The 19,804-nt window shown below is 65.5% G+C and carries 18 protein-coding genes; 9 read left to right on the forward strand and 9 right to left on the reverse strand.

Annotation, left to right across the window (positions count from 1 at the left end):
* Positions 1-66: 66 nt before the first annotated feature.
* Positions 67-1,068: an NADP-dependent oxidoreductase gene (locus tag QJT82_RS25215; protein WP_028341815.1), complete on the forward strand. Its 1,002-nt coding sequence runs from the start codon at positions 67-69 to the stop codon at positions 1,066-1,068.
* Between the two features lie 169 nt (positions 1,069-1,237).
* On the opposite strand, the gene QJT82_RS25220 is transcribed toward QJT82_RS25215, so the two are convergent.
* Together QJT82_RS25220 and QJT82_RS25225 are read right to left on the reverse strand one after the other, a co-directional pair.
* Positions 1,238-4,408, reverse strand: coding sequence for a multidrug efflux RND transporter permease subunit (locus QJT82_RS25220; protein ID WP_028341816.1), 3,171 nt, complete (start codon positions 4,406-4,408; stop codon positions 1,238-1,240).
* A gap of 12 nt (positions 4,409-4,420) precedes the next feature.
* Entirely contained in the window at positions 4,421-5,623 is a 1,203-nt protein-coding gene (locus QJT82_RS25225) for an efflux RND transporter periplasmic adaptor subunit (RefSeq protein WP_245288773.1), read from the reverse strand.
* A gap of 202 nt (positions 5,624-5,825) precedes the next feature.
* Here QJT82_RS25225 and QJT82_RS25230 point away from each other — a divergent pair, with 202 nt between their 5' ends.
* The 5 genes from QJT82_RS25230 (at position 5,826) to QJT82_RS25250 (ending at position 10,051) form a co-directional block, all read left to right on the forward strand.
* A complete protein-coding gene (locus QJT82_RS25230; RefSeq protein ID WP_028341818.1) occupies positions 5,826-6,614 on the forward strand; it encodes a cysteine rich repeat-containing protein in 789 nt (262 codons plus the stop codon).
* Positions 6,615-6,654: 40 nt separating this feature from the next.
* Positions 6,655-6,876 carry a cysteine rich repeat-containing protein gene (locus QJT82_RS25235; RefSeq protein ID WP_028341819.1) on the forward strand — a complete coding sequence of 74 codons (222 nt, stop codon included), beginning with the start codon at positions 6,655-6,657 and terminating at the stop codon, positions 6,874-6,876.
* Between the two features lie 109 nt (positions 6,877-6,985).
* Positions 6,986-7,198: a hypothetical protein gene (locus QJT82_RS25240; protein WP_028341820.1), complete on the forward strand. Its 213-nt coding sequence runs from the start codon at positions 6,986-6,988 to the stop codon at positions 7,196-7,198.
* Positions 7,199-7,313: 115 nt separating this feature from the next.
* Positions 7,314-8,444: an FAD-dependent monooxygenase gene (locus QJT82_RS25245; RefSeq protein ID WP_028341821.1), complete on the forward strand. Its 1,131-nt coding sequence runs from the start codon at positions 7,314-7,316 to the stop codon at positions 8,442-8,444.
* The gene (locus QJT82_RS25250) at positions 8,438-10,051 is read left to right on the forward strand and encodes a benzoate-CoA ligase family protein (RefSeq protein WP_155258584.1); all 1,614 of its coding nucleotides are present in this window, start codon (positions 8,438-8,440) and stop codon (positions 10,049-10,051) included. The genes QJT82_RS25245 and QJT82_RS25250 overlap by 7 nt, the downstream gene beginning before the upstream one ends.
* Before the next feature lie 566 nt (positions 10,052-10,617).
* On the opposite strand, the gene QJT82_RS25255 is transcribed toward QJT82_RS25250, so the two are convergent.
* The 3 genes from QJT82_RS25255 to maiA are packed head-to-tail and all read right to left on the reverse strand — an operon-like array spanning position 10,618 to position 12,936.
* Complete coding sequence (locus tag QJT82_RS25255) at positions 10,618-11,802, reverse strand: 3-hydroxybenzoate 6-monooxygenase (RefSeq protein WP_028341823.1); 1,185 nt, start codon at positions 11,800-11,802, stop codon at positions 10,618-10,620.
* Complete coding sequence (locus QJT82_RS25260; RefSeq protein WP_028341824.1) at positions 11,802-12,314, reverse strand: MarR family transcriptional regulator; 513 nt, start codon at positions 12,312-12,314, stop codon at positions 11,802-11,804. Before QJT82_RS25260 ends, QJT82_RS25255 begins: the two co-directional genes overlap by 1 nt.
* On the reverse strand, positions 12,304-12,936 hold the full coding sequence (maiA, locus tag QJT82_RS25265) for a maleylacetoacetate isomerase (RefSeq protein WP_028341825.1): 633 nt from the start codon (positions 12,934-12,936) through the stop codon (positions 12,304-12,306). The genes QJT82_RS25260 and maiA overlap by 11 nt, the downstream gene beginning before the upstream one ends.
* Before the next feature lie 154 nt (positions 12,937-13,090).
* On the opposite strand from maiA, the gene gtdA reads away from it, so the two are divergent.
* Positions 13,091-14,131 (forward strand): gentisate 1,2-dioxygenase, encoded by a 1,041-nt coding sequence (gtdA, locus tag QJT82_RS25270; protein WP_028341826.1) that lies wholly within the window; start codon positions 13,091-13,093, stop codon positions 14,129-14,131.
* Between the two features lie 185 nt (positions 14,132-14,316).
* Here gtdA and QJT82_RS25275 read toward each other — a convergent pair whose 3' ends face one another.
* The 4 genes from QJT82_RS25275 to QJT82_RS25290 form a co-directional block, all read right to left on the reverse strand.
* Positions 14,317-15,144, reverse strand: a complete 828-nt coding sequence (locus tag QJT82_RS25275) for an ABC transporter permease (RefSeq protein ID WP_028341827.1) — start codon at positions 15,142-15,144, stop codon at positions 14,317-14,319.
* The gene (locus QJT82_RS25280) at positions 15,137-15,910 is read right to left on the reverse strand and encodes an ABC transporter ATP-binding protein (protein ID WP_028341828.1); all 774 of its coding nucleotides are present in this window, start codon (positions 15,908-15,910) and stop codon (positions 15,137-15,139) included. The genes QJT82_RS25275 and QJT82_RS25280 overlap by 8 nt, the downstream gene beginning before the upstream one ends.
* A gap of 192 nt (positions 15,911-16,102) precedes the next feature.
* The gene (locus QJT82_RS25285; RefSeq protein ID WP_028341829.1) at positions 16,103-17,107 is read right to left on the reverse strand and encodes an ABC transporter substrate-binding protein; all 1,005 of its coding nucleotides are present in this window, start codon (positions 17,105-17,107) and stop codon (positions 16,103-16,105) included.
* A gap of 12 nt (positions 17,108-17,119) precedes the next feature.
* Entirely contained in the window at positions 17,120-18,481 is a 1,362-nt protein-coding gene (locus tag QJT82_RS25290) for an FAD-dependent oxidoreductase (protein ID WP_028341830.1), read from the reverse strand.
* Positions 18,482-18,593: 112 nt separating this feature from the next.
* On the opposite strand from QJT82_RS25290, the gene QJT82_RS25295 reads away from it, so the two are divergent.
* Both QJT82_RS25295 and QJT82_RS25300 read left to right on the forward strand, forming a co-directional pair.
* A complete protein-coding gene (locus tag QJT82_RS25295; RefSeq protein ID WP_028341831.1) occupies positions 18,594-19,478 on the forward strand; it encodes a LysR family transcriptional regulator in 885 nt (294 codons plus the stop codon).
* A gap of 62 nt (positions 19,479-19,540) precedes the next feature.
* Positions 19,541-19,804, forward strand: coding sequence for a type VI secretion protein (locus tag QJT82_RS25300; RefSeq protein WP_245288774.1), 264 nt, complete (start codon positions 19,541-19,543; stop codon positions 19,802-19,804).

The raw sequence follows: 19,804 nt of genomic DNA on the forward strand, positions 1-19,804 counted from the left end.
GCGCGCGCCGCAGTCAATTGCATGCGAAACGACCAACGCCAAGGGAAGGCAAAGGGGGAGACACCAATGAACGACACCGTCAATCGCCAGATCCTGCTTGTCGAAAAGCCGACCGGCAAGCTTGGCCCCGAGCATTTTCGCCTGACCAAGGGGACGATCCCCGCACCGAAGGACGGCGAGGCGCTGGTGCGGACGCGTTACATCTCGCTCGATGCGGCCAACCGCGCCTGGATGCACGGCGCCACTTACCGCGCTGCGGTGGAAGCCAACACCGTGATGGCTGGCGGCAGCATCGCCGAGGTGGTGTCGTCGAATGACCCGAGCTTGAAGCCGGGCGACATCGTGTTCGGCGACACCGGCTGGCAGGACTACGCCGCCGTACCCGCCAAGCATCTCGCCAAAATGCCGAAGCTCGAGCCGATGACGCATCTGCTCAGCGTCTACGGCATCGCCGGCCTGACCGCCTATTTCGGACTGCTCCACGTCGGCAAGCCCAGGGAAGGCGAGACCGTGGTGGTGTCGGCGGCCGCGGGCTCGGTCGGCTCGATCGTCGGCCAGATCGCCAGGATCAAGGGCTGCCGCGTCGTCGGCATCGCCGGCGGCAAGGACAAGTGCCATTGGCTGACGAGCGAGCTCGGCTTCGACGCCGCGGTCGACTACAAGGACGGCGCCACCTACAAGGCGCTGCGCGCGGCGGCGCCCAAGGGCATCGACGTCTATTTCGACAATGTCGGCGGCGACATTCTGGAAGCCTGCCTGGCGCAGATGAACAATCGCGGCCGGATCGCCTGCTGCGGCGCGATCTCGCAATATGACGGCGTCCCCTCCGCGCACGGCCCGCGTGGCGTGCCCGGCCTGATCGTGGTGAAGCGGCTGATCATGCAGGGCTTCATCGTGATGGACTACATGGACCAGCGCGACGCCGCGCTCGCCGACCTGCAGTCCTGGGTCGCCTCGGGCAAGCTCAAGGTGCAGGAGGACGTCATCGACGGCATCGAGAACACGCCGCAGGCGCTGATCGGCCTGCTCGCCGGCGAAAACCGCGGCAAGCGCATGGTGAAGGTGTAGGCAAAAGGAAACGCTGGAAATTCCGTCATCCTGAGGTGCGCGCTCTTGCGCGCCTCGAAGGATGCACGGCCCGGATATCGCGGCTCGGAGACAGCCGGGCCGTTCGCCCTTCGAGACGGCCGCTTCGCGGCCTCCTTAGGGTGACGGAGATAGATTTTGGTGCGCGGTCCTAATGTGCCGTGCCCGACGCCTGCGATGCGGGTTGCGGCGCGGCGGTCTTGCCTTTCTTCGCCTTGCGCCAGTTCTCGAAACTCTGCACCACGACGAAGAACGCCGGCACGAACAGCACGGCGAGGCAGGTCGAGGCGATCATGCCGGAGAACACGGTGATGCCGATCGACTTGCGGGCGTTGGCGCCGGCGCCGGTCGCGATCACCAGCGGCAGCACGCCGAGGATGAAGGCAAACGACGTCATCAGGATCGGCCGGAATCGCGCGCGCGCCGCGTCGATCGCCGAATCCAGCACCGACCGCCCGTCGCGCAGATGACGCTCCAGCGCGACCTCGACGATCAGGATCGCGTTCTTGGCCGACAGCGCGATCAACAGGATGGTGCCGATCTGGGTGTAGAGGTTGTTCTCGATATTCAGGCTCAGCAGCACCAGCGTCGGGCCGAGCAGCGACAGCGGCACGGCCAGGATCACCGAGATCGGCGCGTACCAGCTCTCATATTGCCCGGCGAGCACGAGATAGACCAGGAGCAGCGCCAGCGCGAACACATAGTAGATCTGGCTGCCGACCTCCTTCTCCTGGTACGACATCGCCGTCCACTCGAAGCCCGAGCCGGGCGGCAGCGTCTTTGCCGCGATCTCCTCCATCAACGCCATCGACTGGCCGGACGAGTAACCCTGCGCCGGCAGCCCGATGATGGAGGCGGATGGATAGAGGTTATAGAGGCTGATCAGCGACGGTCCGATCGAGGGCGTGATCTTGGCGACCGTGCCGAGCGGGATCATGTCGCCGTTGCTGTTGCGTACCATCATGTTCTCGATGTCGCGCAGGCTCAGGCGGTACTGTGCCTCGGCCTGGGTATAGACCTGGAAGGTGCGGCCGAACTTGGTGAACTGGTTGACGTAGCTGGCGCCGAGATAGGTCGACAGCGCCGCGAAGATCTGGTCGGGGGTGACGTGCAGGGTCTGCGTCTTGATGCGATCGACGTCGACGTCGAACTGCGGCACCATCGAGCGGAACGACGACTGGACCCGCTGCAGCGCGCTTTGGGTCTGCGCATTGGCCACGATCGCGCCGGTGACCGCCTGCAGCTTGCCGTAGTCGGCATTGCCGTCGCGCAGCTCGACCTGCATGGCAAAGCCGGCGGCGTTGCCGATGCCCTGGATCGGCGGCGGCGGGATCACCAGGATGCGCGCCTCCGGGATCACCGCGAGCTTGTCGTTGAGCCCGTAGACCAGCGAACGCAGATCCTCGCCCGGCCCGCGCGCGCCCCAGTCCTTCAGGATCAGATAGGCGACGCCGGCATTGGCGAGGCTCGAGGAGTTGTCGAGCGCGGAGATGCCGGCGATGCTGACCACCTGGTCGACGCCGGGGGTCTTGCCGGCGATCCTGGTGACCTCGTCGAGCACGTGCTGGGTGCGGTCGAGGGCCGCGCCGTCGGGCAATTGCACCGCGGCGAGCAGATAGCCTTGGTCCTCGATCGGAATGAAGCCGGTCGGCACCCGCGACAGGCCGTAGCCGGCAAGCCCGATGATGACGAGCGCAACGGCGACCGAGGTCTTGGCATGCCCGGCGATGCCGCTGACCAGCCGTGTATAGCCGCGCTCCAGCCGGTCATAGACCGCGTTGAAACCGCGATAGAAGAAGTTGCGCTGCTCGGGCGGAGCGGGAGGACGCAGCCATAGCGCGCACTGTGTCGGCTTCAGCGTCGCGGCGTTGACGGCGCTGAGCAGCGCGGTGGCGGCGATCACCAGCGCGAATTGCGCGTACATCCGCCCGGTCAGCCCGGGCAGGAACGCCGCCGGCAAAAACACCGAGATCAAGACCAGCGTGATGCCGACGATCGGCGCGAACAATTCGTCCATCGCCTTGATCGCGGCGTCGTGGCCCGACATGCCGCGCTCGATATTGTGCGCCGCGCCCTCGACCACGACGATGGCGTCGTCGACCACGATGCCGATCGCCAGCACGATCGCAAACAGCGTCGAGAGATTGATGGTGAAGCCGAGCGCGGCCATGGCCGCGAACGCGCCGATGATCGTGACCGGCACGGTGGTTGCCGGCACCAGCATCGCCCGCCAGTCCTGCAGGAAGACCAGGATCACGACCAGCACCAGGAGGCCGGCTTCGAACAGGGTCTTGTAGACCTCCTCGATCGAAGCGTTGACGAATTTGGTGGTGTCGAACGGCGTGTCGTATTTGATGTCCTGCGGGAACTGCTTGGCGAGCTCCGCCATCTTCTTCTCGACGGCCTTCTCGACCTGCAAGGCATTGGCGCCCGGCGACTGGAACACGCCGATGCCGGTCGCGGGCTTCTGGTTCAGCGAGAATATCTGGCTGTAGGTCTGCGCGCCGAGCTCGACCCAGCCGACGTCGCGGACCCGGGTGACGTCGCCGACATTGCCTGACTTGACGATGATGTCCTCGAACTGGCTCTTGTCGTCGAGCCGGCCGTTGACATTCAGCGTGTACTGGAACGCCTGGCCCGCCGGCGTCGGCGGCGCGCCGACCTGGCCGGCGGTGACCTGCTGGCTCTGCTGCTGGATCGCCTGGATGACGTCCTGCGGCACCAGCCCGCGCACCTGCAGCTTGTTCGGATCGAGCCAGACCCGCATCGAGTATTGCCCGGCGCCGAACACCGTGACGTTGCCGACGCCCGAGAGGCGGGACAGTTCGTCCCGGATGTTGATGGTGGCGTAGTTCGACAGGAACAGGCTGTCATAGGTCTTGTTCGGCGAGGTCAGCGTCACGAACAGCAGGATCGAGGTCGACCGCTTCTGGACCGTGACGCCCTGGTTCTGCACCGAGGTCGGCAGCTGCGACAGCGCGCTGGAGACACGGTTCTGCACCAGCACCTGCGCGAAATTGAGGTCGGTGCCGATCTTGAAGGTCACCGTCAGCGTATAGGTGCCGTCGGCGCCGCTGTAGGACTGCATGTACAGCATGTCCTCGACGCCGTTGACCTGCTGCTCGATCGGCAGCGCCACGGTGTCGACCACGGTCTTGGCCGAGGCGCCGGGATAGCGCGTCGTCACCTGCACCGTCGGCGGCACCACGTCGGGATATTGCGCGACCGCGAGATTATACAGCGCCACGCCGCCGATCAGGATCATCAGGATCGCGATGACGTTGGAAAGGACCGGGCGCTCGATGAAGAATTTCGAGATCATGGCGCGTGCGTCCTATTTGGCGGCTGTCGGCGCCGCGTCGGCCTTCTGCACCTGCGGATCGACCTTCTGCCCGGGGATCGCGCGTAGCAATCCGGCGGTCACGACGCGGTCATCCCCCTTCAGGCCGCTCTCGATGACGCGCAGCCCCTCATCGAGCGGGCCGGTCGTCACCTTGCGCTGCTCGACCACATTCTCGGCATTGACGACCAGCACGTAGCGGCCGGCCTGGTCGCTGCCGATCGCGACGTCAGGCACCAGCAGCGCGTTGTCCTGCTTTTCGAACGGCACGCGAACGCGGACATAGAAGCCGGGCAGCAAGGTCCGGTCCGGATTTGCGAACACGCCGCGGACCGCGAGCGTGCCGGTCGACTGGTTGAGGGTCGGCGAGATGTAATCGAGCTTGCCCTTGTGCGGAAAGCCGGTCTCGGTCTGCAGGCCGACCTCGACCGGCAACTGCCTGAGTTCGTTGACCGTCAGGCCACGACGGCGCGCTTCATCCCGCACCCGCTGCACGTCCTGTTCGTTGACGTTGAAATTCACATAGATCGGGTTGAGCTGCACGATGGTGGCAAGCTGGGTCGGCGACGCCACGCCGACCAGCTCGCCGACCGAGACCAGGTGATTGCTGACGATGCCGTCGAACGGCGCGGCCACGTTGGTGTAGCCGTAGTTGACCGCCGCGATCTTGGTGTTGACCTGGGCCTGCTGCAGGCTGGCCTGGGCGTTGTCCCGGGTCGACGTCGAGGTATCAAGGGTCGCCTGCGAGACCGCCTGCCGCTGCACCAGATCGGTCTGCCGCTTGAAGTCGAGCTCGGCCTGCTTCAGCGTCGCCTGCGCGCCGACCTCTGCGGCCTGCGCCTGTTCCAGCTTCAGCTTGTAGGTCTCCGGCTCGATCGTGAACAGCGTGGTCCCCGCCTTCACGAAGGAGCCGTCCTGATAGTTGATCGTCTGCAGGAAGCCCTGCACGCGCGCGACCAGATCGACGGTCTGGATCGGCGCGGTGTTTCCGGTGGCGTCCAGATAACGTGTGATGGCGCGCTGCACCGGCGGCGCAACCTCGACCTTGGGCGGCGGCGGCGCAACAAAACTGTTTTGCTCGCAGGCACTTAAACTGACGAAGGCCGATACGACGAACGCGACGCGCGCAAGCGGTGCATTTCGCACCCGCACAAAATTGCTCTGACCGAAATGTGCCGACGCGCGCGCATGCCTCATTTCCGAGCCTCGATTCAAATGACTTAATTTAAAGATCTCGTGACGGGCAAAAAATCCGGCTGCTTCATCCATAGCAACAATCCGCTTGCAGCGGAACTCGAAAGCGAAAATGATGTCGCGCCGAGGTTGTTACAACAAGACTTTTTCAGAACTCAGTTCAGTTGAGCCGGATGCCTCCGGCGCGACCAGAGGATTTATTCAGATGATCAATGCGTTGACACGAGCAACGAAGCTGTCCGCATGTCTTGCGCTTGCGGCATTCATGAGCACCGCACCGGCCTTGTCGCAGGCGCCGACCCAGGCGCAGCGCGACGCCATCAAGTCGCAATGCCGCAACGACTACATCGCCCACTGCTCCAGCGTACCGCCGGGCGGCGAAGCCTCGCTGCAATGTCTGCAGAAGAACATGGCAAGCCTCGGCGCGGGCTGCGCCAGCGCGGTGAAGGCCGTCGAAGCGCCGGCCGCCGCACCGAAGGCAGACACCGCGCCGGCGGCGGCCAAGACCGAAGCTGCTCCCGCGGCAACGGCCAAGCCTGCCACCGAAGCCGCCGCACCGAAGGCGGCCGGGACGCCGTCCAACGCGCAGATCTCCGCGATCCGCAGCGCATGTCGATCCGATTATCCCAAGGTTTGCGCGGGCGTGCCGACCGGCGGCGCGCCGGCGCTGCAGTGCCTCGAAAAGAACAAGGGCAAGCTTTCGCCGGCCTGCGAGAAGGCCGTGGCCGCCGCTGGTGGCGGTGCCGCCGCGCCGGCCGCGGGCGCTGCAGCGACGACGGCAGCACCAGCCGCGGCGCCGGCCGTAATCGCGTTGCGGCCGCTACGGCCGCGCGAAGAGCTTCTCGTGCTGCGCTCGGCCTGCGGCGCCGACGTCCGCTCGATCTGTGGCGGCGTCCAGCCGGGCGGCGGGCGGATCGTGCAGTGCCTGGCGACCAATGCGGGCTCGCTGTCGCCGGCGTGCCGCGACGTGCTGGCGCCGTTCGCGGCGCGGTAATCCTGTTGTCACGCGATCGACCGGAAAAGGGGAGCGAACAATGCTGCGCATTATCCTGACCGCTGCGCTGCTCTGCGGCGCAACCGCCGTCTACGCTCAGGAGCTGACATCAGCACAACGCGACGCCTGCATGGGCGATTACGAGAAGTTTTGCAAAAGCGTGACGCCCGGCGGCGGCCGCATCATCGCCTGTCTCGCCAAGCAGAGCGACAAGCTGGCGCCCGCCTGCAAGAAGGTGCTGGCGGAAGCGGAGAAGAAATAGCCGCGCAGGCGGTGAGACGACATGTGCCCGGCGATTTGCCGGGCACGGAACCGTAGCACCTTGTTGTCATCTACGGGCCAAGCATACCTCACCCGGGAGAGGGAATTTCATGCGTTCAATATTGCTGATCGCCGCAGCCCTGCTGTCCTTTGCCGCGACCATGACCTTTGAGTCCTCCGATGCCAACGCAGTCGTCTGCGCACGCGGCGTCTATCGCGCCGGCTGCGCCGGTCCCAACGGTGCGGTCGTCGCCCGCAAACCCGTCGCCGCCGGCTGCCGCTGGGTGTGGGTCGGCGGGGTCAAGGTCCGCCGCTGCTACTGAGACTTTCAGCCCCAGGCGGCTAGTCGCCGCGCGCATTTTCCCTCTGGCGTTCCCGCCAGAGGGCGACTAGTCTGAACCCAAATTGTAAGTACACTGTCAATCTGGGAGGCAGACGTTGCGGATCGCCGTGATCGGCGGAGGGCCCGGTGGGCTCTATTTCGCCTATCTCTGGAAGAAGCGTCATCCCGACGCCGAGATCGACCTGTTCGAGCAGAACGCGGCCGGTGCCACCTGGGGCTTCGGCGTGGTGTTCTCCGAGCAGGCGCTGGACTTCCTGCGCGCCGACGACCCCGAGACGGTCGACGCCATCGCCCCGCTTATGGAGAGCTGGAAGAACATCACCCTCAATCTGCGCGGCGAGAGCGTCGAGATCGACGGCGTCGGGTTCTCCTCGATCGGCCGGCTGGCGCTGCTGACGATCCTGCAACAGCGCGTCCGCAGCACAGGCGTCACGCCGCGCTTCGACACCGTGGTGCAGTCGGTCGACCAGCTCAGGGGTTACGACCTGATCGTCGCCGCCGACGGGCTGAACTCGATGGTCCGCCGCGGCTTCGAGGCCACCTTCGGCGCGTCGGTCTCGCATTCCTCAAACAAGTTCGCCTGGTACGGCACCACGAAAACCTTCGCGACGCTGTCGCAGACCTTCGTGGCGACCGAGCGCGGCAGCTTCAACGCCCATCACTATCGCTATGCGAAGGACATGAGCACCTTCCTGGTCGAGTGCGATGCGGCGACCTGGGCGGCCTACGGCTTCGCCGACAAGAGCGTCGAGGAGTCGCAGGCGATTTGCGAAGACGTATTCGCCGCGACGCTGGACGGCCACCGGCTGATCTCGAACAAATCGGTGTGGCGCAATTTCCCGTGGATCTGGAACGAGCGCTGGTCGCACGGCAACATGGTGCTGATCGGCGACGCCTTGCATTCGGCGCATTTCTCGATCGGCTCGGGCACGCGGCTTGCGATCGAGGATGCGATCGCGCTGACCAAGGCGCTGGAGACCGAGAGCGGCATCGCCGCCGCGCTTGCCCGCTACGAGAGCGAGCGCAAGCCGATCGTGAAGAAGCTCGTCACCGCGGCGCGGACCAGTGCCGACTGGTACGAGCATTTCCCCGCGCACATGACGCTCGATCTGATGGATTTCGCCTACAGCTACATCACCCGCTCCGGCCGGATCGACGACGCGCGGCTGCGCGCGATGTCGCCCACCTTCATGGCCCGCTACGCAGCCGCAAAGGGACAATCATGACCGGGATCGCTGACCAGGTTCCACTGGACAATCCCGGTGCGCGCGAGATCGGCTTTACGATCCCCGAGCGCTACAATGCGAGCTGCATCCTGTTCGACAATCTCGGCAACGGGAATGCCGAGCGCCTGGCGCTGACCGGCCCGGCCGGCACGCGGACCTATCGCGAGCTCTGCACTGAGGCCGCACGCTGGGGCCACGCCTTCCGGTCGCTCGGGCTGCAGCGCGGCGACCGCGTCCTGCTGTTCCTCGACGACACCCCGGCCTATCCCGCGGCATTTTTCGGCGCGGTGCGCGCCGGCTTCGTGCCGCTCTTGATCAACACGCTGACGACGCCCGAGCTGCTGCAATTCTACCTGTCCGACGCCGGCGCGCAGGTCGCGGTCACCGATGCGGAATTCTGTGCGCGCTTCAACGCGGAAGCCTGCAAGGACACGCCGCTACGCACGCTGGTCGTGGTCAACGGCGCCGCCGGCGATCACGCCGTCGCCAAGGCGCGCAACGCCGACGAATGGCTGCAAGGATTTCCGATCGAGCTCGACGCGGCCGACACCCACCGCAACGAGATGGCGTTCTGGATGTATTCGTCGGGGTCGACCGGCCGTCCCAAGGGCATCGTGCATCTGCAGCACGACATGGCCTATAGCGAGCGCGCCTTTGCCCGCAACGTGCTGAAGCTAGAGCCCGGTGACATCTGCTTCTCGGTGCCGAAGATCTTCTTCGCCTACGGTTTCGGCAATTCGATCACGTTTCCCTTCTCGGTCGGCGCCGCGACGCTGCTGCTGCCCGGCCAGCCGAAGCCGGCCACGATCTTCGCGGCGATCGGACAATATCGGCCGACCGTGTTCTTCGGCCTGCCGACGCTCTACATCTCGCTGACCAAGGCCGAGGGCGCCGAGCAAACCGATTTCTCCTCGCTGCGGATGGCGGTCTCGGCTGCCGAGGTGCTGTCGGCCGATGTGTTCAACGGCTGGAAGCGGCTCACCGGGCTCGAGATCATCGAAGGCCTCGGCTCGACCGAAGTGCTGCACGTCTATCTCAGCAACCGCGCGGAGCGAAAGAAGCTCGGCGCCGCCGGCCTGCGCGTGCCCGGCTACGAGATCATGCTGCGCGACAGCGACGGCCGCGAGGTCGGCGACAATGAGGAAGGCATCTTGTGGGTGCGCGGCGATTCCGCGACGCCACTGTACTGGAACCGGCCGGACAAGACCGCCGAGACCGTGCGCGAGGACGGCTGGATCTACACCGGCGACCGCTTCATGCGCGACAGCGACGGCTTCCACTTCTTCCGCGGCCGCGCCGACGATCTGATCAAGATCTCCGGCCAGTGGGTCTATCCGCTCGAAGTCGAGCTCTGCCTCGCCGATCACCCCGACGTCCGCGAATGCGCCGTCTACGCCGCCGAATTGCCTGACCGGCGCATGACGCTGCGCGCCGTGGTTGTCATGAACAAGGCCGGCTTCGACACGGCCGAAGCGACGCGGCGGCTGCAGGATTACGTCAAGACAAAGCTGTTGCCGTACAAATACCCGCGCGAGGTCAAATTCATCGACGAGCTGCCGAAGACCGGCACCGGCAAGATCGACCGGCAGGCGGTGATGCGGATGTGAGTGCGCCAGACTGCGCAACACTGCCGCCACACATTCGATGTCGTCCCGGCGAAAGCCGGGACCCATAACCACAAATGTGTGTGGCGCGAGGGCTGGAGCCCCAACCTGCCACAACAGCAGCCATCGGTGGTTATGGGTCCCGGATCGCGCTCGCTACGCTCGCTTGTCCGGGACGACGAGCAAGTAGCTGCCCCGCCATCCAGCCACACATTCAATGTCGTCCCGGCGAAGGCCGGGACCCATAACCACAAATGTGTGTGGCACGAAGGCTGGGGCCCCAGCCTGCCATCACAACAGCCTTCGGTGGTTATGGGTCCCGGTTCGCGCTCGCTACGCTCGCTTGTCCGGGACGACGAGCATTAGCTGCCCGCCATCCAGCCACACATTCGATGTCGTCCCGGCGAAGGCCGGGACCCATAACCACAAATGTGTGTGGCGCGAAGGCTGGGGCCCCAGCCTGCCATAATAACAGCCTTCGGTGGTTATGGGTCCCGGATCGCGCTTCGCTTGTCCGGGACGACGAGGGAGAATGCGGCGAGCAGCCGCGTGTATCGACTGCCGGGCAGTTACGCCTTTAGCCCGGTGCCGCCATACAGCCACGCGATATCGTCACACCACTCGGCCTGCGACTTCGCGCTCATGATCGCGTTGCGGATGCGGGCGTGCTCACCTGCGGGATGGTAGACGTGTTCGCCGATCGCGCGTGACATCAGTTGCACGCGCGCGGTGCGCGGGAAGCGTTGCGCGCTGTAGGCTTCGAGCGCCGCTGTCTGGTCATCGTAACTGGCCAGCATGTGCGACAGGCAGACCGCGTCCTCCATCGCCTGGCAGGCGCCCTGCGCGAAATATTGCAGCATCGGATGCGCGGCGTCGCCGAGCAGCACCACGCGGCCGTCGATCCATTGCCCGTTCGGATCGCGGTCGCACAGCACCCAAAGCTTCCAGTTGGTGCCGTGGCGGATGATGTTCTGCGCCCGCTCGTGGACATGGGTAAAACCCTTCATCACCTCGGCTTCGGAGACCGGCTTGCCCGCGACCGGCTCCGGCGCATTGTTGTGATAGGTGACGACGAGGTTGAACACCTTCCAGCCCGACAGCGGGTAATGCACGATGTGGCATTTCGGGCCGGCCCACAGCGTGGCCGCGTTCCAGCGCAGATCCTCCGGCATCCGCTCGGTCGGAATCACCGCGCGATAGGTCGTGTGGCCGGAGACGCGCGGCGGACCGTCCGCCGTGACCTGCTTGCGGATGTTCGACCACAAGCCATCGGCGCCGATCAGAAGACGGCCGCTGATCCGCTCGCCACCCGCGAGCTTTGCCGTCACGGACGAGCCATCCTGCTCGTAGCCGATCACCTCGCTGGACACGCGTAGCTCGATCAGTTCGTGGCTTTGGCACGCGCGCAGGAACACGCCGTGCAGATCGCCGCGGTGCACGACGGCATAGGGATTGCCGAACCGCGCGCGAAACGCATCGCCGAGATCGATATGGGTGATCTCGTCGGCGGTCAGCGCATCCATCAGCCGGAGCTGATCGATATAGACGGCCATGTTGCGCGCGGCCTCGCCGACGCCGAGATAGTCGAAGGCGTGGAACGCGTTCGGGCCGAGCTGGATGCCGGCGCCGATCTCACCGAGCGCGGCAGCCTTCTCCAGCAAGATGGAGCGGATGCCCTTCTGCGCGAGGCCGAGCGCCACGGCGAGGCCGCCGATGCCGCCGCCCGCGATCAGGACAGGTCTCGTCTCCGCCATCAGCCCGACCTCCCGAGATGTTCGAGCGCGTCCTCGGCGCGCAGCGGCACCCGCGACGCCTCGTTGTTGAGGTCGACGAGCTGGGTCAACAGCGCCAGCAACGTCTTGCGGTCGGCCGGCTTCAACGGCTGCAGCATCCGCGCCTGTGCCTTGTCGACCGAGGGCATGATATCGCTCAGCACCGCCGCGCCGGCCTTGGTAAGATGGAGCAGCTTGACCCGCTTGTCCTCGGGCGCCGGCTTGCGCACGATGAACTCCTTGGCCTGCAGCCGCTCGATCACGTTGCCGAGCGTGGAGCGGTCGAACGCGATCACCGCCGAGAGCCTTGTGGCGTCGATGCCGGGATGGGTCGAGATCGTGACCAGCGCGGCATATTGCACCGGCGTCAGGTCGAACGCCTTGCACTCCTCGATGAACAGCGCGACCGCGATCTGCTGCATCCGCCGGAACAGATAGCCGGGCGCGGTGTAGACCGCGTCCATCGTGACGGGCGTTGGCTTGTTATTCGGCATCGGGCTGCTTGTCCGGGGCGGCGTCGGCAAACGCCTTGACCTGTTTGGCCGCGGCCTCGGCCTTGAGCAGGCGCGGATAGGCCGAGACGTCGACGCCGAAGCGCCGCGCATTGGCGAGCTGCGGCACCAGGCAGAGATCGGCCAGCGTCGGCTGGTTGCCAAAGCAGAACGGCCCGGACTCCGCCGCAATGAGGGTCTCGCAGGCCGACAGTCCCTCGCGATTGGCCCAGGCCGCCCATTCCGTCACCTGCGCTTCGGGCAGGCCGAGCTGACGCAGCCGCGCCAGCACCTTCAAATTCTGCACCGGATGGGTGTCGCAGGCGATCGCCTGCGCAAACGCCCGCACCTTGGCGCGCCGCAGCGGATCGTTCGGCAGCAGCGGCGGGTTGGGATTGGTCTCGTCGAGCCATTCGATGATCGCGAGCGACTGGGTGAGGATCGCGCCAGCATCGCTTTCCAGGGTCGGCACCAGCCCCTGCGGATTGATCGCGAGATAGGCCGGCGCGCACTGCTCGCCCTTGCGCAAATGATGCGGCAGATGCTCCGACGTGAGCCCCTTCAGATTGAGGGCGATCCGGACCCGGTAGGACGCGCTGCTCCGGAAATAGCCATGCAGCTTCATCGGAACCTCCCTTGCATTGTTCTGCTTTGACGCGTTTTCTTCACGCGAACCGGTATCCACTTCGCTCGAAAACGCTTTGGCTTGATTGACGCTAGCCATATTGTCAGTATACTGTCAATTAAATTGCACCAACAAGAATGATGGGAGGCTTGCCATGGAAGCCGTGCAGAAGACCCCTGAGCGCGAGGCGTTCTACAAGAAGATCGACGGCCAGAACCTCTCGGCGCTGTGGAACGTGATGAACGATCTGATCACGCCTGAGCCGAGGAGCGCCTGCCGTCCGCACTTATGGAAGTTCGACCAGATCCGCGACTACATGAACGAGGCCGGCAAGCTGATCACGGCCAAGGAGGCCGAGCGCCGCGTGCTGGTGCTGGAAAATCCCGGCCTGCGCGGCCAGTCCAAGATCACGACATCGCTGTTCGCGGGCGTGCAGATGGTGGTGCCGGGCGACATCGCCCCCGCCCATCGCCATGCCCAATCGGCGCTGCGCTTCGTGCTCGAGGGCAAGGGCGCGTTCACCGCCGTCGACGGCGAGCGCACCGCGATGTCGCCGGGCGATTTCGTCATCACCCCGTCGATGACCTGGCACGACCATTCCAACGAAACCAATGAGCCGATGTTCTGGCTCGACGGGCTCGACATCCCGATGGTGCAGTTCTTCGACTGCTCGTTTGCCGAAGGCGCCAAGGAGGACCAGCAGTCGATCTCCAAGCCGGCCGGCGCGAGCTTCGCGCGCTACGGACACAATCTGCTGCCGATCGACCAGAAGCGGACGTCGAAGACCTCGCCGATCTTCAACTATCCCTATGAATACACCCGCGAGGCGCTGGAGAAGGCCAAGGTTAGCGACGAGTGGGATGCCTGCCACGGCCTGAAGCTGAAGTTCTCCAATCCCGAGACCGGCGATTTTGCGATGCCGACCATCGGCACCTTCATCCAGCTGCTGCCGAAGGGTTTCAAGACCGCACGCTATCGCGCAACCGATGCGACCGTGTTCGCCGCGATCGAGGGCAAAGGCCGCACAAGGGTCGGCGACCAGACCTTCGAGTGGGGACCGCGCGATTTGTTCGTGGTGCCCAGCTGGCACTGGGTCACCCACGAGGCCGATGCCGACTCCGTGCTGTTCTCGTTCTCCGACCGCCCGGTGCAGCAGAAGCTCGACCTGTTCCGCGAGGACAGGGGCAACGCGTAACGATCGTCTGCGCAAGGCACGCAGCGCCCACCCCACGTCGTCCCGGCGAAGGCCGGGACCCATTACCACCAATCTCGATTGGTTGAACGCGTTGGGGCCCCAGCCTTTTTCTAACAACCACGCCCCGTGGTTATGGGTCCCGGCTTTCGCCGGGACGACACCTTGGATGTGGCGGGCAGCGCGCCTCACCGCCAGTGCAGCAGGCGCGTCTCGAGCAAATTGATCAGCTTCCCCACCACGAGCCCGAACAGCGACAGGATCACGACGCCGGCGAGCAGCTGATCGGTCTGCATCAGATTGCCGGCCTGCAGCACGAAGGCGCCGATGCCGTATTGCGCGCCGATCATCTCGGCGCTGACCACGAGCAGCAGCGCCACCGACGTGGTGATGCGGAAGCCGGCGAGGATCGAGGGCAGCGCGCCGGGCCAGATCACGCGGCGCACGATGGCGTGGAACGGCACGTTGAAGCTTTGCGCCATTCGGATCAGATTGCGCGGCACCGCATCGACGCCGCTATAGACCGAGATCGCGGTCGAGAAGAACACGCCAAGCGCAATGGTCGCGATCTTCGGCTCCTCGCCGATCCCGAGCCAGAGGATCAGGAGCGGCAGCAGCGCGATCTTCGGAATCGGAAACAGCGCCGAGATGAAGGTGATGCCGACGCCGCGCGCCATGGTCGACAGCCCGATCGCAAAGCCGACCACGACGCCGGCGGCCGTGCCGATGAGCCAGCCGGTGCCGATCCGCATGATCGACCACGACAGGTGCTGCCACAGCGCGCCCGACATCGCGAGCTCGGTGATCGCAACCGCGATCGCCGACGGCGCCGGCAGGAACAGCGGATTGACCCACCCTGCGCTGCCGGCGAGCTGCCAGACCGCGATCACCAGCGCGAGCGCGATCCAGCCGGCATGTCGGCTGCCGCCAGGCGTGAAGCCGGCGCCGCGAAACGCGACCGGGCGCGTCGCCTCCGCCGATTGGTCTTTCGTTTCCCGCGGCGCGCGGTCAAGCATGCTGGACCTCGCGTTCGGCATCGATCGCCTCCTTCCGGATCAGCGACCACAGCTCACCCTGCAGCGCGGCCATCGGCCCGCGTGCGTCCGTCGTGCCGCGCTCGGCGCGCGTCATCGGGATGGTCACGATTTCCCGGATGCGGCCAGGGCGGCGCGACAGCACCACGACGCGATCGGCGAGCCGCACCGCTTCCTCGAGATTATGCGTGACATAGACCGCGCCCATCGCGCCGTCGGCGAGCAGACGCACGAAATCCTCCATCAGGAGCTCGCGGGTCTGCGAATCCAGCGCCGACAGCGGCTCGTCCATCAGCAGGATCGCGGGGCGAACCGCGAGTGCCCGCGCAATGCCGACGCGCTGGCGCATGCCGCCGGACAGCTGCTTCGGATAGGCGGCGCGAAAATCCGACAGCCCGGTGCGACGCAGCGCATCGTCGACCACGGCGCGGCGCTCGCCGGCACCGAGCGGCGTGTGCAACAACGGAAACGCGACGTTCTCCTCGACCGTGTTCCACGGCAGCAGGGCAAAGTCCTGGAACACGAAGGTCAGCGGATTGAGGCTATCAGCCGGCGCCGCGCCGCGCAGCTCGGCGGCGCCTGCAGCTGGCCGCAGCAAGCCGCCAAGAATGGAAAGCAGCGTGCTCTTGCCGCAGCCGGACGGACCAACGATCGCGACGATCTCGCCGGCGCGAACCGTGAAGGAGACGTCGTCGAGCACGTCGAGCGCGCCGAAGCGATGGCTGATATGGTCGGCGATCAGGTCCATGGCGTCATGAACTCACTGCCAGACCCGTCACCCCCGCGCAAAGGCTTTGCCTTTGTCGCTGGAGGAGCCGCGCAGCGGCGTCTCGAAGGGTCGACGGCCCGGATGTAGCAGCTCGGCCGTCGACCCTTCGAGACGCGCGCAAGGGCGCGCTCCTCAGGGTGACGGGGTCAGAGTGGTGCGCGCGGCTCATCATCAATCCGCCTTCACATAATCCTTGGCGATGATCGCATTCGCGTCAAAGCCCTTATCCACAAAGCCCTGCCCCTGCAGCCATTTGATCTGGTTGTCGAGGTTCTTCACGTCGAGCTTGCCGTCGGGATCGATATAGGCGCAATTGCCGACCACCTGCGCGACCGGCAGGTTGGTGTATTTGGCGATGATCTCGAGCAGCGGCTTGGTCTTGTCGTTGATCGGCGCCACGCCGTCCTTGATCGCAGTCAGGATCACGTCGTGATATTCGTGGTCGGCACGGGTGAGCGCGGTGAGCAGCCTGGTTACCAGCGGTGCGTTGGTCAGCGCCTTCGGCGACGCGAAGATGGCCCCTAACTGCCACGGCGTCTCGTCGCCAACCCAGCCGAGCAATTTCGCGCCGTTGGAATCCATCAGCGTCCGCGCGGTCGAGACCGGCAGCAGCGCGGCGTCGACGGTTTCGCCCTTCAGCGCCGCGGCCGCGTTCGACAGCGACTGCAGCGGCACCACCTTCACGTCGGACAGCCTGAAGCCGTATTTGTCGGCGAGCAGGCCGAGCGAATAATGGAAGCTGGAGCCGACCTGGGTCACCGCGACGCGCTTGCCCGCCAGATCCTTCGGCGTCTTCAGTCCGGCGGCATAGGCGTTGTTGCTGGCGAAGTAGCCGATCAGGGGATAGCCGGCCTTCTCGCGGCTCATGCCGCCGATCACCTTCAGCGTGCCCTTGCCGGCCAGATTGTAGAGGCCGGCGGTGACGGCGGTGATGCCGAAATCGACATCGCCCGACGCGGTCGCAACCGCGATCGGCTGCGCCGCGTCGAAGAACTTCAGCTCGACGTCGAGCCCGGCGTCGCGGAAATAGCCCTTGTCCTGCGCGATGAACACCGGCGCCGAGGACGACAGCCGCAACACGCCGATCTTCGCCTTCAGGAGATCATCGGCCCGCGCGAGACCGCTCGCGACCCACACCAGGAGACCCGCGAGTGCGAGCCGCGCCCAACCTCTCATTGCCGTCTCCACTCATAATCCTTCAGGCACAGCCTGATCGCGGCCGATGAACGCGCCCTGTGTGCCGAGCTGTTGTTGCAACTTTTCGACGGAAATGTCGCGCGGAATCGTATTGCCCGACAGCGCGAGCGCGGCCGCGGTTCCCGCCGCCTCACCCATCACAAAGCAGGCACCGGAGACCCGCGCCGCCGATTGCCCTTCATGGGTCATCGACGCGCAGCGGCCGGCGACCAGGAGATTGTCGACGCCTTCCGGTACCAGCATGCGGTACGGCAACTCGTTATAGCCGCGGCTCTCCGGGATCGGCGGAAACTCGAAGATCACATCGCCCGGCACATGGGATTCCTTCGGCCAGCCATTGACGCCAATCGAATCCTCGAACGAGGCGCAGCCCAGCACGTCCTCGCCGGACAGCATGTAGCCGCCGATCACGCGCCGCGTCTCGCGGATGCCGAGCTGCGGCGGCAGATCGACGATGTAGGAATTCTCGAAGCCGGGCACCGTGCGCAGGAACTTGAACGCTTCGACCGCCTGGCGGCGCCCCTCGATCTCGCCGCGCGTCATGTCATCGGGATCGATGCCGGAAATGGCGCCGCCGTCGCTGCGCGTCACCTGGGTGAAATTCACCCGCCATTCGATCTGCGATTTCTGCGGCCGCACGATCGCGGATTTGCGCGGGAATGTGTGGGTGCCGGCGGCCTCGGCCTGCGCCATCCGCTCCGGGATGGTGCGCCATGCATCGCCGGCCTTCGCCGGATCGATGCCGTTGAGGCGGAACATCATCGAGGGGTAGAGCATGCCGCCCTGGTTGTCGCCGACCTCATGGGGCGCACCCGCCCACACTGCGAGGTCGCCGTCACCGGAGCAATCGATGAAGATGCTGGCGCGCACCGCCTGCCGGCCGGCCTTCGTTTCGACCATCAGCGCACGGATGTGCGAACCATCCATGACGACGCCGGCGCCGAGCGCGTGGAACAGAATGTCGACCTTGTGATGCGCCAGCAGATCGTCGGCCGCGATCTTGTAGGCCGCGGTGTCGTAAGCCTGCGCAAAAATCTTGCCGAGGATCAGATGCGGCGCGTTCAGCCCGCCGAGCCGGTCGATCCGCGCCAGCAGGTCGGAGGCGATGCCCTGCACCACGCGGTGCATCTCGCCGAAGATGTTGGCGTGCAGTCCGCAGAAATTGGTCACGCCGGCCGCGGTGCCCATGCCGCCGAGAAATCCGTAACGCTCGATCAGCAAGGTCCGCCGTCCGGCACGCGCCGCGCCGACCGCTGCCGCGATGCCGGCCGGTCCGCCGCCAAGCACCACCACGTCATATTCGCCATAGACCGGGACCTGCCGCGCAGGTTCTTCGATCGTGCTCGCTCGCATCATTTCCGCCCTGAACAAAGTTGATTGGGCCAACTATGAATTGATGCAGATTGCAGTACAATCCACCAAATTATGTAATCAGCTTTCGCGAATCGAGAAAGGCCCGAGGCAGATGGATACGCTGGTCAATCTCGAAGCCTTTCTCGCCACCGCCGATGCCGGCGGCTTTTCCGCCGCGGCGCGCAAGCTCAATATCGCGACATCCGTCGTCGCCAAGCGCGTCACCCAGCTCGAGGAGCGGATCGGCACCGCACTGTTCCATCGCTCGACCCGCCAGTTGCGGCTGACCGAGGCCGGGCAGCAATACGTGCATCGCGCCCGTGGCGTGGTTGCCGATGTCGGCGATCTCTTGTCGCGGATGGGCGAGAAGCAGCGCGACCTCTCCGATCATCTGCGCGTCAAGGCGCCGACCTCGCTGACGGTTGCGCGGCTCGCCGATGCCTTCACGATCTTCCAGAAGCAGAACGGAAGCGTGAAGCTCGAGATCGTGATGATCGATCGCCCGGTCGATCCGGTGACCGAGGGTTTCGACCTCGCGATCGGCGCCTTCCCGCATTCCTTTGGCGGCGTCGTCGATGAACCTTTGTGCCGGCTGCCGCGCCTCGTGTGCGCCTCGCCGGCCTATCTGAAGAAGCACGGCATGCCGAAGCATCCGCGCGACCTGGTCGATCATCGCTGCCTCAGCTTTCTGCCGACCGGACCGGAATGGCCATTCGAGGGACCGCGCGGCCGCATCAATATCCAGGTCCGCCCGATTCTCTCTTCGAACGAAGGCCGCGTGCTGGCGCAAAGCGCGATCGCCGGCAACGGCATTGCGCTGCTCTCGCATTATCTGGTCGCGGACGCGCTGCGCGACGGCGCGTTGCAACCGGTACTCACCGACTTTCCGATCCCCGAATTGTGGGTCAAGGCCGCCGTTCCCGAACGCCGCATCGATGCCGCCGCGGTGCAGGCGCTGCTGAAGACATTGAAAAGATCGCTGTCGCAGCCGCTGTGATGCGACGCCCGCCTTGCCGTTGGCATACCGAGCTGAGACAAAGACGCGAAAGGATCGCCCGCTTGAAACTCCTGATCTCAATGTCGTTTGGTCTCGTCATCGTTGCGACGCCCGCGGCGGCGATCGAGACCTGCCGCTTCATCGAGGCCAAGGCGGAGCGCGAGGCCTGCTACCATCGCCAAGAGCAGGACCTTGCGGCGAAGCGCAAGCCCGAGCCGCCGGTGACGCGGTCGAGCGAATCGAAGACATTCGATCAGCTGCAGCAGATGCGCCGCGACGACGACGAGGTCTATCGCAGCATGCGCGGCATCTGCCGCGGCTGCTGA

It is taken from the genome of Bradyrhizobium sp. Mp19, assembly GCF_029952935.1.
GTDB classification, from domain to species: Bacteria; Pseudomonadota; Alphaproteobacteria; order Rhizobiales; family Xanthobacteraceae; genus Bradyrhizobium; species Bradyrhizobium elkanii.